This window comes from Paenibacillus sp. FSL L8-0158 (assembly GCF_038592965.1).
Lineage (GTDB): Bacteria > Bacillota > Bacilli > Paenibacillales > Paenibacillaceae > Paenibacillus > Paenibacillus polymyxa_D.
The window spans coordinates 117,501-131,988 of record NZ_CP151949.1 but is presented as its reverse complement, the minus strand read 5'-3'; the positions used below and the strand labels follow the sequence as shown (position 1 = coordinate 131,988).

Sequence of the window (14,488 nt, the reverse complement as noted above, 5' to 3'; positions counted from 1 at the left end):
CATACGCTGTAGACTATTCTTAGCTCCTCTGGCATTAGCTAAGCGTATAATCGAGCATCTGGCCAAGCTCCAGCTTCTCAGCCTCTGTCAGGTCACGCCAGGCACCTTTCTGAAGGGACCCCAACCGAATATTCATGATTCGCAGCCGTTGTAGTTTTTTAACTTCATAACCGAAGGCTGCACACATACGCCGGATTTGGCGATTTTTCCCTTCAGTCAGGATAATACGGAATACATACTCAGATACACGCGTCACCTCACAAGGTAGCGTCCGCTGACCGAGTATTTTCACACCACTGGACATGCCCTGCACAAAAGATGGTATGACAGGGCGATCCACTGTTACAATATATTCTTTCTCATGCTTGCCTTCTGCCCGTAGAATCTTATTCACAATGTCTCCATCGTTGGTAAGTAAAATGAGACCTTCCGAATCCTTATCCAGGCGTCCAATCGGGAATATCCGCTGCGGGTGCCCCACAAAATCAACAACATTGCCTCTAATGTGGCTCTCCGTTGTACTTGTAATGCCCACCGGCTTGTTCAATGCAATATAGACGTGATCAGACTTGTCGCGCAGTGGCTTGCCATTCACGCGAACATCATCGCCTTCTTCCGCTTGACTACCCAGCACAGCCACTTCGCCGTTAATCGTCACGCGACCGCTCTCTACCAGCTTGTCTGCCTCCCGGCGCGAGCAAAAACCGGTTTCGCTGATAAACTTGTTAATGCGCAACCTGTGTACCCTCCATTTCTACTAACACACTTCTCCTGCTCCCCAGCCCGTTACTCCGACTTAGCAATCGGAAGCTGCACCAGGGCTGTGGTTCCCTCTCCCTCTGTGCTTTCAATATCCAGTGTGCCTTTATGACTCTGTATAATACGCTGGCTGACCATAAGTCCTAGTCCTGTACCTGTTTCTTTGTTTGTGAAAAAAGGTTCTCCCAGCTTGGACAGCATTTCTGCGGGAATACCCGCTCCCTGGTCCCGTATGAAGATTTTAACGTTTTCTCCCTCTAAGAACAAATGAATCGTGATGATGCCACCTTTACTCATAGCCTCCATGCTATTTTTAAGTAAATTAATGAATACCTGTTTTAACTGATTTTCTTCGGCGTATACCAAGGCAGGCTCGTCCGTGACCTGAAGATTGAATACAATGCCCAGCAGATGCGCCTGACTATCTAGTAAAGAAACCACGTCGCTCACAATATAGCGAACATCTTTTTTCTGAAAATGCACTGCCTGTGGCTTCGCCAGTATTAAAAACTCGCTAACGATCAAATTAATGCGATCCAGCTCAGACATCATAATATCATTGTGTTTCATATTCAACACTTGATTTTGCTGCTGTAGTTGGAGAAAGCCACGTAGCGTGGTTAGCGGATTACGAATCTCATGCGCTACGCCTGCCGCCAGTTGCCCAACAGTTGTCAGTTTCTCTGATCTGCGCAACAACTCCTCCATCCGGTTGCGACCCGTGATATCACGCGACACGCAGATAAACCCCAAAATTTGACCTTCTTCATCCAAAATAGGCGACGTGCTCATACTAATCTCTACTGTACTTCCATCCTTCCGCATTCTAAGGGACTCACTTGATACGATGCTCTCTCCCTGAAGCAGGCTCTTCTTCTGAAATTCATACTCCTCCTGTTGCTGCGGAGGTACAAATTCCAGCTTACGACCAACCAATTCTTTCTTGGTCCAGCCGTACAAAGCTTCGAAGGCATGATTGACCCGAACGACACGATCCTCCTCGTCGGTTACATGAATCGCATCCGCTGTCTGATTAATAACCGATTCTAGATGCTCCTTTACAGAACGGTTCTCTTCATACATCTGTTCGAGTCTCCTCGTGTACATCCCTAGGTTGTAGGCCATCGCATTGATGCGCTCACCCAACTGTGCAAGCTCATGACCACCTTTTATTTCTAGTCGTGTATCAAAATGGCCATCAGCCATCTCGTTCACTTTCCCCAGAATCGACTGAATTGGGCGGACAAACAGACTTGCCAGCACATAGCTCCCAATGATTACAACCTCCAAAAGGACAATGGAGATGGCGATTAAGCTTATCAATTGCTTGGAAATAACAGAAGTAATCGTATCATAATTCATAACAATACGGATAACGTAGGCTTCACGGTTAGCCGGGTAAAAAGGTATGTAACTGACGAGAACCCGTTCACCTTTAATATAGCAGTCTTGTACAATACTCTCCCCCGAGAGGATAGCTCTGGACACGGCCAAACGATCTTCCTGCACTCTTGTTAGTTGATACGTGCCGAATTGGATCGGTTTGTTGTACATGTAATAGTATTTCGAATCGTTCCCGTTCTTGTCCATCGAAGCGCCACCAAAGGTTGCGGGGTTAATTCCTGTAATCTCCATGATGCGATAATCCACTTGTTGGGTTTGCTTTACGATCTCATCGGGGCTCAGGATGGTTATGAAATTTTGTACTGAAGTATCCTGAAAGGAAATTCGAATTAAGTAGTTACGTTTTTGATCATAATAAAATCCCCATTTGTTAATATTTGAGGAGTCTGAACCGGTGTAGTCAAATGACCCGGTCCAAAAATGATCCAGTTTCTGACCTTGCACCATTGCTGCCTGTCCGTGCTCATATAATTGGTCAACTGCATTTTTCCAATATCCTGTCAATGGATCGGATGGCGTTACTTCTTTAGGATCCGAGGATTTAACAACCTTATACCCCTGCCCGTCTCGAATCATCAAAGAAATATTAGTATCTCTGTGGAGTGAGGCCACTTTTTGAAGCTGTTCCTGCTGAATATTTCGAATGTCAGGATCGAGCTGATTGGCAGCTAACGTGGCAGAAAGCCACAGATTATATCCGAGCTGTTTGTCAACGGCCTCCCAGCTATGTTGGGTTTGTTCGATAGCTCCTCCAATAATTTTAGCCGTCAGAACCATTTTAGTTTCACTGTCACTTCTTAGGTTTTCGTGGGTCGTGTAATAATTAAGTGCGATGTTTAATAAAAGGATAAACAGGACGGACCCCGACAAAATGATCGTTATTCTGATTTTTATCGACACACTGATTTCTCACCTCTTGCCGTATGCTGGCGATTACTGGGAATTGCTAACTCAATGATACCGTAATAGCGCCTGTGATACCAGCATTTACATGTACCGGATATACATAAATACACACCTTGTGTACAGTATTGTCAATAGACGAGGGTTTGCCTACAATATAAGAAGATAATCATCCACAGGTAGTCCACAAATACACAGATTTTATTATAAACTGTGGATAAACCTGTGGACAAGTGCCGTGTTATCCACAATTTTATTCACATCATGTTAACAACGGAATATTTGTTCGTTGGATAATTCCGCGTTTTGAAAGGAGCATTTTCCTAGTGACCACCATGGATCACGCCTATTGGATGAAAGAAGCCATTCAGGAAGCGTATAAGGCAGAAACGTTAGGTGAAGTCCCTATCGGGGCTGTCATCGTAAAAGATAATGAAATCATCGGTCGCGGCTACAATTTACGCGAGACGGATGCTGACCCAACCGCACATGCAGAGATGGTCGCCATTCGTCAGGCCAGTGAGCACTTAGGTGCCTGGCGCCTGCTGGATTGTAGGCTGTATGTCACTCTGGAGCCGTGTCCAATGTGCGCCGGAGCCATTGTGCAATCACGGGTTCCCCATTTGATATACGGCACTACAGATCCTAAGGCAGGCTGCGCAGGCACGCTGATGAATTTATTACAGGAGCCTCGGTTCAATCATTGTACAGAAGTAACTAGTGGTGTACTGCAGGAGGAATGTGCATCGCTGCTAACGAGCTTCTTTCGGCATCTGCGGCAAAAAAGAGCGGCAGCCAAATTGTCTCCTCCCCCGTCTTCATTCTGATGAGAAACAGTCCAAAATACTTCATCTCATTGCTAATTCCCCATGGAAGGAGATCACCCCATGCCTATGAGCTTGTATAATACGCCTCAAGGTATCTTTTTACGGCCATTTAGCTTGGCGGATAGCGAAGCCCTTCTCGCCCTTAGGCACCGAAATAGGGATTCCCATGCGCCTTATGAGCCGCTTTACGAGGATTCATTTTACACATTAGAGAAACAACAGGACTACATCCGTCAGAAATTGCGGCAAGCCGAAGAAGATCGAGGTTACGTATTCGGTATCTTTCTCTTAAAGGAAGAGCGGCTCATCGGTTATATCTCCATTTCAAATCTAGTACGTGGAGTTGGACAATTCGCTGATATCGGCTACATGATGGATCATCATGAACAGGGTAAAGGGCATATGACCGCTGCCTTAAAGTTGATCATACAATATGCCTTTCGTGCCTTATCTCTACATCGTCTCCAAGCGGGTACTCTTTTGCATAATGATCGCTCACAACGTGTATTAAAAAAATGCGGCTTCCAACCAGAAGGCATTGCTCGCAAGCTTGTACAAATTCAGGGCACATGGCAGGATCACCAGATGTTTGGACTTTTAGCCGAGGATGACGTGTGGCAGAGCTAAATGACTGTACAGCGACAACATTAACAAACAAAAAACCGCCCGGCTTATGCCGAGCGGTTTTCTTGCAATCATGTCATCCCATACTTAAGGAGCAACAGTTTGCATTTTTTGTTGCAGTTGTTCCATCGTCAGGACTTGATCAGCTGTTGGAATACCTACTTTAAATGCTGCTTTAGCATTGATTTTGTTGTATTGCGTGTAGCCTGTTACAGACAATTTCACATTGTCTTTTGTAGCCGGATCATTCATCTCTACATTCGCATTCAGGTCTTGATACACAGGAATGTTATCCTTGTTTAAAGCTGTGTTAATGTCAAACTGTTTTACTGTCAAATAGTTTTTCAACTCATCCAGCTTTTTGCTAACTTCGCTGGTGTTAGATTGCAGTTCTTTCTTCGCTTCAGCCAGCTCTTCCTTCTTCACTTGAAGCATGTTAGCATATTCGTCCTTAGACATTATATCAAGGACTTTAGGAAGCGCCTTAGTGATAAATGTATTAGTCGCTTGCTTCACGTTGTCGTTCGTTATTTTAAACTGAACTACTTGTTTAGCTTCAACGCCTTGTGGCAACTTAGCGTCTTTAGGATCAATATCAAAGAAGTACGTAGCTTGATCATATTCGTTCATAATCGCAGCGATCACTTCATTCGCAAATTTCTGCGATTTTTCTTGATCCATGGCTGCAGGGTTAAATTCTTGTCCCGATTGTTTAGCCAGTTCTTGTGGATCAATGATCAGGAATTTACCTACAACATCCTGTGGAAGCGGGTAAAATGGAATATTAGGAATTTTAACGTACAGTTTATCTTTAGTCATCACCATTGGAATCGTGAAGCTGGTGGAAAGATCACCTTTCAAATGAATACCGAGCGTCATTTCAGATTGGAAAGGTTCTTTTTGATATACACCGTCCAGCGTAATGTCTGCATTTTTCAGCATACTGGTTATCATTGCACTTTGTTCACTTGGTAAAGTAGCAGATGAAATTGTCAGATCCTTAACGGTAAATTGACTTTTGGATTCATAAGAGTTCAACTTCATTGCATTTGCAGTACCAGTCGTAACTGCTTCCTTCGGTTCTAACTTCTTGCTACAACCTACCAGGGCTACCGTCAAAAGCAACACCATAGTGAGTACCAAGACGGATAACTTTTTACTCATTGTGTAGATTCTCTCCTCTCGTAATTAACCCCTTTTTTTATGCTAACAAAAAAAATACACACCTCCTATTTTAACTCATATTCTCAAACGGCGAAACACTTATTGGAAAATTTTCTTACAATAAGCACAAAGACACCCTGGTTCTCTAACCAGGGTGTACTATCGATGCAATATATTTTAGGAGAAAGGTCTTCCTGCTTATGAACCTTCTCTGTTATGGTGATCCACGTGATTCCGCTGTTTCACCTTCTTGGAACCAGATAACGGCTCCTGCTGATGACTACGCTCACGCTTTTCGTTACTTCCACCAGAATCCTGTGCTTCAGGGACAGGAATGGCTTTAGGCTTGCCCATTTATGCATCCTCCATTCTCAGTCTATATTTGTGGTACATCAACAAATCCGTTTATTACCATTAAAAATAGGACTATAGATGGTGTAGATCTTCTGTTTTATCGTGGTTTAGTGAATCCTGATGACGGCGATCATTACGATCCTGCTGCACTTGCTGTGCCTGATGACTATTCACTGGACGTTGCTCCAAATCATCAACAATGTTAGACAGGTTTTTATCCAGTCCGTTTTTGGCTTTTGTCATGTAGCCTTCCTCCTCATTCCTTCATACTACGAATGCGTCAATGACTGTAATGTCTGGGCACATTGGTGAATATGCCGGGTATAATCGGACACCAGCTGTTGAATGATATCTGTTCGTTCATCCACAGACTGTCCATCTCGCTCTACATCGACTAAGCTAACCTGCACTTCCCGGGAATCTACATAAGTACATGCAAAATCAAAGGAGTACATTTGCCGGCCTTCTACCTCGATGTGGATTCGTATTGCCCGGTTGTCGGCTTCATCTGCCTGTACCTGCGATTTATCCCCTGAATTCAAAAGAATCGGCAGTTGTTCCTGCCAGGCCTCTACCAGCTTTTGCTGATCTACTGTCATTTCTCGATTCATGCCAGCACCTCCATATCTGATAACGTGTGAAAAAACCGAGCTTTTTATACAACAAAAAAGCCATTCTCCACGATTCCTGATCATTAGCGTCTAAAGGCCAATGTACCAGCTATCGTATTTGAATGACTTGGTTTATTTATAATATGGCGGAGAGGATGGGATTCGAACCCATGTGAGCTTGCACTCTAACGGTTTTCAAGACCGCCCCGTTATGACCGCTTCGGTACCTCTCCAGGTGGTAAATGGATAAAGCTGCTTCCCTTTTAAACATACTCAGGCGCAACAAAATTATTTTACCACAGAATTTCTAAGAATGCAATACTTACTGTTTAGGAGCAATAACCTCAATACCTCGCATGTATGAACGCAGTACTTCTGGAATCACGATGCTTCCATCCTCTTGCTGATAGTTCTCCAAAATAGCAGCCACAGTCCGTCCTACAGCCAATCCTGAACCGTTCAGCGTATGTACAAATTCAGGCTTCGCCTTCGAATCTGGACGAAACCGGATGTTCGCACGACGCGCTTGGAAGTCTTCTGTGTTTGAACAAGAAGAAATCTCGCGGTACATGCCACTCTCAGGCAACCATACTTCCAGATCGTACGTTTTGGCAGACGTAAAACCCATATCTCCCGTGCAAAGTGCCAGCACACGATATGGAAGTCCGAGCAGCTGTAGAACACGCTCTGCGTTATTCGTCATTTTCTCCAATTCCTCATAAGAGGTATCTGGGTGAACCAACTTAAGCATCTCTACTTTATTGAACTGATGCTGACGGATCAGGCCACGTGTATCACGTCCCGCTGATCCTGCCTCCGAGCGAAAGCAAGAGCTGTATGCCACATAATATTTCGGAAGCTGCTCTGCATTCATAATCTCTTCACGGTGGTAGTTCGTTACCGGAACTTCAGCCGTAGGAATGAGATAGTACTCCGTATCACGCAGCTTGAACAAATCTTCTTCAAACTTCGGAAGTTGACCCGTTCCGTACAAGCTATCCCGATTTACAATGTATGGAGGAAGCATTTCTTCATAACCATGCTCACTGCTGTGCAGATCCATCATAAAGTTAATCAGCGCACGCTCTAATCTTGCCCCCAGTCCTTTGTAGAACGTAAAACGAGAACCCGTTACCTTGGCTGCTGCTTCAAAATCAAGAATATCTAGATCCTGAGCTAACTCCCAATGCGCTTTGGGTGTGAAAGAAAACTCGCGCGGCTCCGACCAGCGACGGATTTCTACATTATCCTCTTCCGATGCGCCAACAGGCACTGTTTCATTGGGAATATTCGGAATAGACATCGCCAGTTCGTCGATCTGAACTTCCAGTTCGCGTACTTTCTCATCTAATTCTTTGATACGATCGGAGACTTGACGCATTTCTGCAATAAGGTCATCCGCATTTTCCTTATTCTTCTTCAACTTGGCTACTTCACCGGATACCACGTTCCGACGATTTTTGAGCCCTTCACTTTCCTGAAGTAACTCACGACGGCTTACATCCAGATCTGTAAAACCATTAATCAGATCCAGAGATTTCCCCCTGTTCTGCAAAGCTTTCTCAACCCGACCAAGCTCATTACGTAAAATCTTTATATCTAACACAGGTAATCCCTCCTACACTACAAACCTGACTTTCCACTATTCGCGGACCATATCCACAAAATATTGATGTAACCGGTAATCATCTGTTAACTCCGGATGGAAGGATGAAGCCAGCAAATGACCCTGACGGGCAGCCACGATCTCGCCGTTATACTCAGACAGCACATTTACTCCCGTTCCAACAGACTGTATTAATGGTGCGCGTATAAATACAGCACGAACCGGTTCCTCAATCCCTTTAATGTCCAAGTCTGTTTCAAAGCTCTCTCTTTGGCGACCAAATGCATTACGCGATACTGTAATATCCATGAGTCCCAAATGTGCTTCTTCCTGTCCTTGAATCGTTTTAGCCAGTACAATCAATCCGGCGCAAGTGCCAAATACAGGCTTGCCTTGATTGGAAAACTGACGTATAGCCTCTATAAAATCATACTTGCGCATTAGCTTACCAATAGTGGTACTTTCACCACCGGGAATGATAAGACCGGACAGCTCATCGAGCTGTTCGATCTTCTTTACCGCTATACATTCCGCACCCGCACGTTCAACGCTTCGTATATGCTCAGCCACAGCGCCTTGCAGCGACAATACACCTATTTTCATGCCGGTCCCTTCTTTCTTACCAACCACGATCCTGCATGCGCTCATGCGCTGCCAGTTTGGAAATTTCAATGCCTTTCATAGGAGTTCCCAAATTCTTGGAGACTTCTGCGATCAGCTTGTAATCCGTATAATGAGTGGTCGCTTCCACGATTGCCCGTGCAAACTTCTCAGGGCTATCGGACTTGAAAATACCAGAACCTACAAAGACGCCATCAGCGCCTAAATGCATCATTAACGCTGCATCGGCAGGTGTTGCTACACCACCCGCTGCAAAGTTAACCACTGGCAGCTTGCCAAGCTCATGCACTTCCAACAGCAGTTCATATGCAACTCCGAGGTTTTTCGCTTCTGCATACAGCTCGTCCTTCGACAAGTTTTGCACCTTGCGAATTTGACCATTGATAAAACGCATATGCCGAACGGCCTCAACAATATTCCCAGTTCCCGGTTCGCCCTTCGTACGGATCATAGATGCACCCTCACCAATACGACGCAGCGCTTCTCCCAGATCCTTGGCTCCGCAAACAAATGGAACGGTAAACTCCCGCTTATCAATATGGAAAACTTCATCCGCAGGTGTCAGCACTTCGCTCTCATCGAGGTAGTCAACACCGAGAGATTCCAGTACCTTTGCCTCTACAAAGTGACCGATGCGAGCCTTAGCCATAACAGGAATAGAAACAACCTTCATAACTTCTTCCACAATCGTTGGGTCAGCCATACGAGCAACCCCACCAGCTGCACGGATATCCGAAGGTACCCGTTCAAGAGCCATTACAGCTGTAGCTCCTGCTGCCTCTGCAATTTTAGCCTGTTCAGCGTTCATGACATCCATGATTACGCCACCTTTTTGCATCTCTGCCATACCTCTTTTTACACGCGAAGTTCCCGTTTCCATGTCGTTGCCTCCTGTAAGGGTTACGTTTAGATTCTAACTAAATATTTTACCGCACGAATGCCAAATACACAATCATTTCAAGCTGCAAAATAAGTAATGAAAAACAAGGTAGGTCGCTTAGCCTTGCTTTTTTAGAAGAGATTCTTAATTCCTTGGAACAGATCTCCGAAGAAATCACCGATTGCCCGGAAAAGCATTCGGAACCAGCCGCCCTCTTCTACTGCCGTGGTTGTAACCAGATCAACGGTTTTCGTCTGCCCTTTATCCACACCGTCTGTCTTGTACGTGTACGTAATGGTTCCAACTTTGGCCCCTTGCTTCAAAGGTGCTACAAGAGAGCTTGCTGGTGTAATGTTCGTTGTAAAGGTTACCTTAGGATTGCTCGCACCCTTAGGTACAATAAAGCTCACTGCATCTTTAGTGACGATCGGTACTTCTGTTTCCGTACCTTTGGTCACTGGCACATTCTCAACACCCTTAACCACCGTCTTTGGAGCAATAACCTGCTTCACTTCAAAATTATCAAAACCATAGTTCAGCACTTTAGCTGTCTCTGTAAAACGGTGTGCATCTGAATCAGCTCCCATAACCACACTGATGAGACGCATTCCATTGCGTTCAGCGGTTCCTGTAAAACAGTTGCCAGCATTGGCCGTATGGCCTGTTTTCATCCCGTCTAAACCTGGGTAAGCAAACTTTCTAAAGTTAGTAATATTTTTGTTTGCTTCTAGCATCCAGTTATAGTTAATAATCGGCGCCTTGTCAGTAGGACGGAATTTGTAAGATTGAATTGTCGTGAATCGTGTGTAATCCGGATGATCTTTAATGATGTAACCAGCCAGAGTAGCTGCATCTCTCGCTGTCATTACCGTTTCCCGGTCTGTATCCGGCTGAAAGCCTTTCGGCATATCCCCACGGTCCAAACCAGTCGAGTTGATAAAATACGTATTTTTCATGCCCATTTTCTGAGCTGTTTCATTCATTAGTTTTACAAAGTCCTGCTCAGTTCCAGATACGCGTTCAGCAAGGGCTACTGTTGCATCATTAGCAGAACCTACCGCCATTGCAATATAAAGCTCTTCTACCGTATGTTGATCCCCTTGAGCCAAAAAAATACGTGATCCAATGCTCTTAGAGGCATTCTCGTTAACCGTAACTTTATCCGTCCACTTGAGTTTACCTTGCTTAACCTGTTCAGCCACGATGTATTCTGTCATCATTTTAGTCATACTAGCTGGTGGAAGTGGCTCATCTGGATTCATAGACAGCAATACTTGCCCAGTGGAAGGCTCGATCAAAATGGCAGAACGTAGTGCCAGACTAGGGGGGTTAATAGTACCTGTCCCCGTAATATTGGTTGCCTGTGTTGCCGCTCCAGCTGCAAAAGTAGCCACGCTCGGATCGAAATTGCCTACAACAGGCAATGCCGACATATACATCATATTAAGCACCATGACTGCAGTCACACTCTTTTTAATCATGCTGCGTTTTGTATTTTGCTTTAAATTGTTCGCTTTCAAATGAATACAAACTCCTCTCATACCTCAACCCGATCCGCTATATATAACGAGACGGTGGTTACAGCCTTTACTTGGCCAATGTAATTAATGTTTTAGTGTTAAAATCCAGTTTTATTTCGTTTGCTTAGTTGTATCCTGTCATGAGCATTTTCTGCTCGAATCTTCTTCACTGGTAGGAATCGTCCAAAAGACCTACGTGTCCTAATTCGTAAATAATTTCGTCAAAAAGGCGGACACTTGTCTATTCTATCACAGGGGTATCTCTAAAAAAAGACAGGCAGAGCGAAATACGCTCTGCCTGTCGTCAAGTCTACTACAGCCGAACTTTATAGAGAGTAGTTTGGTGCTTCTTTCGTAATTTGCACATCATGCGGATGGCTCTCACGCAGACCAGCGCCTGTAATACGGATAAAGCTTGTATCGTTACGAAGCTCCTCAATATTAGCTGTACCGCAATAACCCATACCGGAACGAAGACCGCCCAACAGCTGATGAACAGTGTCGGAAAGTGGTCCTTTATAAGCAACGCGTCCTTCGATACCTTCCGGTACCAATTTCTTGTCGTCATCTTGGAAATAACGATCTTTACTACCTTGCTTCATCGCAGCCATAGAGCCCATACCACGATATACTTTGAAGCGGCGTCCTTGATAAATTTCAGATTCGCCCGGGCTTTCTTCCGTACCTGCAAAAAGACTTCCCAGCATTACCGCAGAAGCCCCTGCCGCAATGGCCTTTGTAATTTCACCGGAGTATTTAATACCGCCGTCTGCAATAATCGGAATATTATATTCACGTGCTACTGTTGCACAATCATAAATTGCTGTTACTTGTGGAACACCAATCCCTGCGATTACGCGTGTTGTACAGATGGAGCCTGGACCAATACCGACTTTTACGACCGATGCTCCTGCTTCAATCAATTCGCGCGTTCCGTCACCAGTAGCTACATTACCTGCTACAATCGTCAGATCAGGATAAGCCTCACGCAGCTTGCGGACCGCTTCAATAATGTTAATATGATGGCCGTGAGCAGAGTCCACAACAATCATATCCACACCCGCTTTTACAAGTGCTTCAGTCCGATCAAATGTATCCTTGGAAATACCAACAGCCGCACCGACCAGAAGACGACCTTGTGCATCTTTCGCTGCGTTCGGAAATTGAATAGCTTTCTCAATATCTTTAATGGTGATAAGGCCTTTGAGATAATTTTCATCATCGACCAAAGGGAGCTTTTCAATTTTATGCTTTTGCAAAATGACTTCCGCTTCCTGTAAAGTCGTACCTACAGGTGCAGTTACCAGTTCTTCTTTGGTCATGACTTCACTGATTTTAAGGTTAAAATCGTGAATAAAGCGAAGATCACGGTTAGTAATAATACCCACCAGTTTGTTTTCTTCGTTTACAACAGGTACACCAGAAATACGGTATTTACCCATAACTGCTTCAGCATCGGAAACCAAATGATCCGGAGTCAATGAGAATGGATTGGTGATAACACCGCTCTCCGAACGTTTAACCCGATCCACCTCTACCGCTTGCTGTTCAATCGACATATTTTTATGAATAATACCGATACCGCCCTCGCGAGCCATCGCGATTGCCAACACTGCCTCAGTAACAGTATCCATACCAGCACTCATCAAAGGAATATTCAGCTTTACGTTATCACTCAAACGAGTCGCCACGCTTACTTCTTTAGGCAGAACCACCGACTTGCGAGGTACCAGCAAAACATCGTCAAAGGTAAGGCCTTCCTTACCGAATTTATCTTCCCACACCAAGATGATCCTCCTTCAAATTGTTTAGTCTGTATTGGTCTTGTTGTCTGTCCTACATGGACAAATCAAGGCTCTCTGAAAATATATTATTGCAATCTTAGCAAAGCGGTATAGGGGTGTCAAGCCTTCAACAATAGCCCTAACCTTTAGTATTCCCCTGTACAAACAACTGTACTCCTACGGAGGACAACCTTTAAAAATAAGCGTTTTTAAGAGTAATAGCTATTCACAAGAGCGTTTCTCTTCTTTGGATGCGCAGCATAGAAGCAATTATATTTGTGGTTTGTACCGTAATATACCAAAGAGGACCATGATTCTCATTGAGATCATGGTCCTCTTTACTTGTTGCTTGGCGACGTCCTACTCTCCCAGGACCCTGCGGTCCAAGTACCATCGGCGCTGGAGGGCTTAACGGTCGTGTTCGGGATGGGTACGTGTGGAACCCCTCCGCTATCGCCACCAAACATGAATTTGCTACGCAAATTCTTCCGTATTGAAACTCGGTTCATCACAGCTGTGTGAATGAATTTCAATGCGTATTTCGTATGCATTTCTACATACCTTCAAGGTTACACCCTGAAAACTGGATCCGAAACTCATTTGCGTTTTATCTTAGGATAAGCCCTCGACCGATTAGTATTGGTCAGCTCCATGCATTACTGCACTTCCACCCCCAACCTATCTACCTCGTCGTCTTCAAGGGGTCTTACATACTGGGAAATCTCATCTTGAGGGGGGCTTCACGCTTAGATGCTTTCAGCGCTTATCCCTTCCGTACATAGCTACCCAGCGGTGCTCCTGGCGGAACAACTGGTACACCAGCGGTACGTCCATCCCGGTCCTCTCGTACTAAGGACAGCTCCTCTCAAATTTCCTACGCCCACGACAGATAGGGACCGAACTGTCTCACGACGTTCTGAACCCAGCTCGCGTACCGCTTTAATGGGCGAACAGCCCAACCCTTGGGACCTACTTCAGCCCCAGGATGCGATGAGCCGACATCGAGGTGCCAAACCTCCCCGTCGATGTGGACTCTTGGGGGAGATAAGCCTGTTATCCCCAGGGTAGCTTTTATCCGTTGAGCGATGGCCCTTCCATGCGGTACCACCGGATCACTAAGCCCGACTTTCGTCCCTGCTCGACTTGTAGGTCTCGCAGTCAAGCTCCCTTCTGCCTTTGCACTCTTCGAATGATTTCCAACCATTCTGAGGGAACCTTGGGGCGCCTCCGTTACTCTTTAGGAGGCGACCGCCCCAGTCAAACTGCCCACCTGACACTGTCCTCGCACCGGATTACGGTACCAAGTTAGAACCTAGATACGATCAGGGTGGTATCCCAAGGATGCCTCCCCTCAAGCTGGCGCTCAAGGCTCAACGGCTCCCACCTATCCTGTACAGATCGTACCCAAATTCAATATCAAGCTGCAGTAAA

The 14,488-nt window shown here is 45.2% G+C and carries 13 protein-coding genes, 1 tRNA gene and 2 rRNA genes (1 of these 16 running past the window's edge); 2 read left to right on the top strand and 14 right to left on the bottom strand.

The window, feature by feature from the left end; genetic code table 11:
* Positions 1–34: 34 nt before the first annotated feature.
* A complete protein-coding gene (rluF, locus tag NSQ68_RS00505; RefSeq protein ID WP_342427652.1) occupies positions 35–736 on the bottom strand; it encodes a 23S rRNA pseudouridine(2604) synthase RluF in 702 nt (233 codons plus the stop codon).
* A 50-nt stretch (positions 737–786) separates the two neighbouring features.
* Positions 787–3,063 carry a PAS domain S-box protein gene (locus NSQ68_RS00500; protein WP_342427651.1) on the bottom strand — a complete coding sequence of 759 codons (2,277 nt, stop codon included), beginning with the start codon at positions 3,061–3,063 and terminating at the stop codon, positions 787–789.
* A gap of 329 nt (positions 3,064–3,392) precedes the next feature.
* Between NSQ68_RS00500 and tadA the strand changes: the two genes are divergently transcribed.
* Both tadA and NSQ68_RS00490 read left to right on the top strand, forming a co-directional pair.
* Positions 3,393–3,893, top strand: a complete 501-nt coding sequence (gene tadA, locus NSQ68_RS00495; RefSeq protein WP_069011491.1) for a tRNA adenosine(34) deaminase TadA — start codon at positions 3,393–3,395, stop codon at positions 3,891–3,893.
* A gap of 60 nt (positions 3,894–3,953) precedes the next feature.
* The gene (locus NSQ68_RS00490; RefSeq protein ID WP_342427650.1) at positions 3,954–4,520 is read left to right on the top strand and encodes a GNAT family protein; all 567 of its coding nucleotides are present in this window, start codon (positions 3,954–3,956) and stop codon (positions 4,518–4,520) included.
* A gap of 84 nt (positions 4,521–4,604) precedes the next feature.
* On the opposite strand, the gene NSQ68_RS00485 is transcribed toward NSQ68_RS00490, so the two are convergent.
* The 12 genes from NSQ68_RS00485 to NSQ68_RS00430 all read right to left on the bottom strand — a co-directional run.
* A complete protein-coding gene (locus tag NSQ68_RS00485; RefSeq protein WP_342427649.1) occupies positions 4,605–5,681 on the bottom strand; it encodes a hypothetical protein in 1,077 nt (358 codons plus the stop codon).
* 198 nt (positions 5,682–5,879) lie between these two features.
* Positions 5,880–6,035 carry a small acid-soluble spore protein P gene (locus NSQ68_RS00480; protein WP_029514956.1) on the bottom strand — a complete coding sequence of 52 codons (156 nt, stop codon included), beginning with the start codon at positions 6,033–6,035 and terminating at the stop codon, positions 5,880–5,882.
* A gap of 72 nt (positions 6,036–6,107) precedes the next feature.
* Positions 6,108–6,278, bottom strand: a complete 171-nt coding sequence (locus tag NSQ68_RS00475; RefSeq protein WP_007428073.1) for a hypothetical protein — start codon at positions 6,276–6,278, stop codon at positions 6,108–6,110.
* Positions 6,279–6,304: 26 nt separating this feature from the next.
* Positions 6,305–6,646 (bottom strand): hypothetical protein, encoded by a 342-nt coding sequence (locus tag NSQ68_RS00470; protein ID WP_029514958.1) that lies wholly within the window; start codon positions 6,644–6,646, stop codon positions 6,305–6,307.
* Between the two features lie 144 nt (positions 6,647–6,790).
* Positions 6,791–6,879, bottom strand: a tRNA-Ser gene (locus NSQ68_RS00465).
* A gap of 89 nt (positions 6,880–6,968) precedes the next feature.
* Positions 6,969–8,252 (bottom strand): serine--tRNA ligase, encoded by a 1,284-nt coding sequence (gene serS, locus NSQ68_RS00460; protein WP_342427648.1) that lies wholly within the window; start codon positions 8,250–8,252, stop codon positions 6,969–6,971.
* Positions 8,253–8,288: 36 nt separating this feature from the next.
* Complete coding sequence (gene pdxT, locus NSQ68_RS00455) at positions 8,289–8,855, bottom strand: pyridoxal 5'-phosphate synthase glutaminase subunit PdxT (RefSeq protein WP_342427647.1); 567 nt, start codon at positions 8,853–8,855, stop codon at positions 8,289–8,291.
* A gap of 16 nt (positions 8,856–8,871) precedes the next feature.
* Complete coding sequence (pdxS, locus tag NSQ68_RS00450; protein WP_307354328.1) at positions 8,872–9,753, bottom strand: pyridoxal 5'-phosphate synthase lyase subunit PdxS; 882 nt, start codon at positions 9,751–9,753, stop codon at positions 8,872–8,874.
* Between the two features lie 131 nt (positions 9,754–9,884).
* Entirely contained in the window at positions 9,885–11,273 is a 1,389-nt protein-coding gene (locus NSQ68_RS00445) for a D-alanyl-D-alanine carboxypeptidase family protein (RefSeq protein WP_342427646.1), read from the bottom strand.
* Between the two features lie 326 nt (positions 11,274–11,599).
* Positions 11,600–13,057, bottom strand: a complete 1,458-nt coding sequence (guaB, locus tag NSQ68_RS00440) for an IMP dehydrogenase (protein WP_013308172.1) — start codon at positions 13,055–13,057, stop codon at positions 11,600–11,602.
* A 347-nt stretch (positions 13,058–13,404) separates the two neighbouring features.
* Positions 13,405–13,521, bottom strand: a 5S ribosomal RNA gene (rrf, locus tag NSQ68_RS00435).
* Between the two features lie 149 nt (positions 13,522–13,670).
* Positions 13,671–14,488 (bottom strand): 23S ribosomal RNA (locus tag NSQ68_RS00430); it runs 2,109 nt beyond the window's last position.

Excerpts from the sequence above, each read along its gene's own strand:
- NSQ68_RS00490 (WP_342427650.1), top strand. The coding sequence starts at position 3,954 with ATGCCTATGAGCTTGTATAATACGCCTCAAGGTATCTTTTTACGGCCA.
- NSQ68_RS00485 (WP_342427649.1), bottom strand. The coding sequence starts at position 5,681 with ATGAGTAAAAAGTTATCCGTCTTGGTACTCACTATGGTGTTGCTTTTG.
- NSQ68_RS00480 (WP_029514956.1), bottom strand. The coding sequence starts at position 6,035 with ATGGGCAAGCCTAAAGCCATTCCTGTCCCTGAAGCACAGGATTCTGGT.
- NSQ68_RS00475 (WP_007428073.1), bottom strand. The coding sequence starts at position 6,278 with ATGACAAAAGCCAAAAACGGACTGGATAAAAACCTGTCTAACATTGTT.
- NSQ68_RS00470 (WP_029514958.1), bottom strand. The coding sequence starts at position 6,646 with ATGAATCGAGAAATGACAGTAGATCAGCAAAAGCTGGTAGAGGCCTGG.
- pdxT (WP_342427647.1), bottom strand. The coding sequence starts at position 8,855 with ATGAAAATAGGTGTATTGTCGCTGCAAGGCGCTGTGGCTGAGCATATA.
- pdxS (WP_307354328.1), bottom strand. The coding sequence starts at position 9,753 with ATGGAAACGGGAACTTCGCGTGTAAAAAGAGGTATGGCAGAGATGCAA.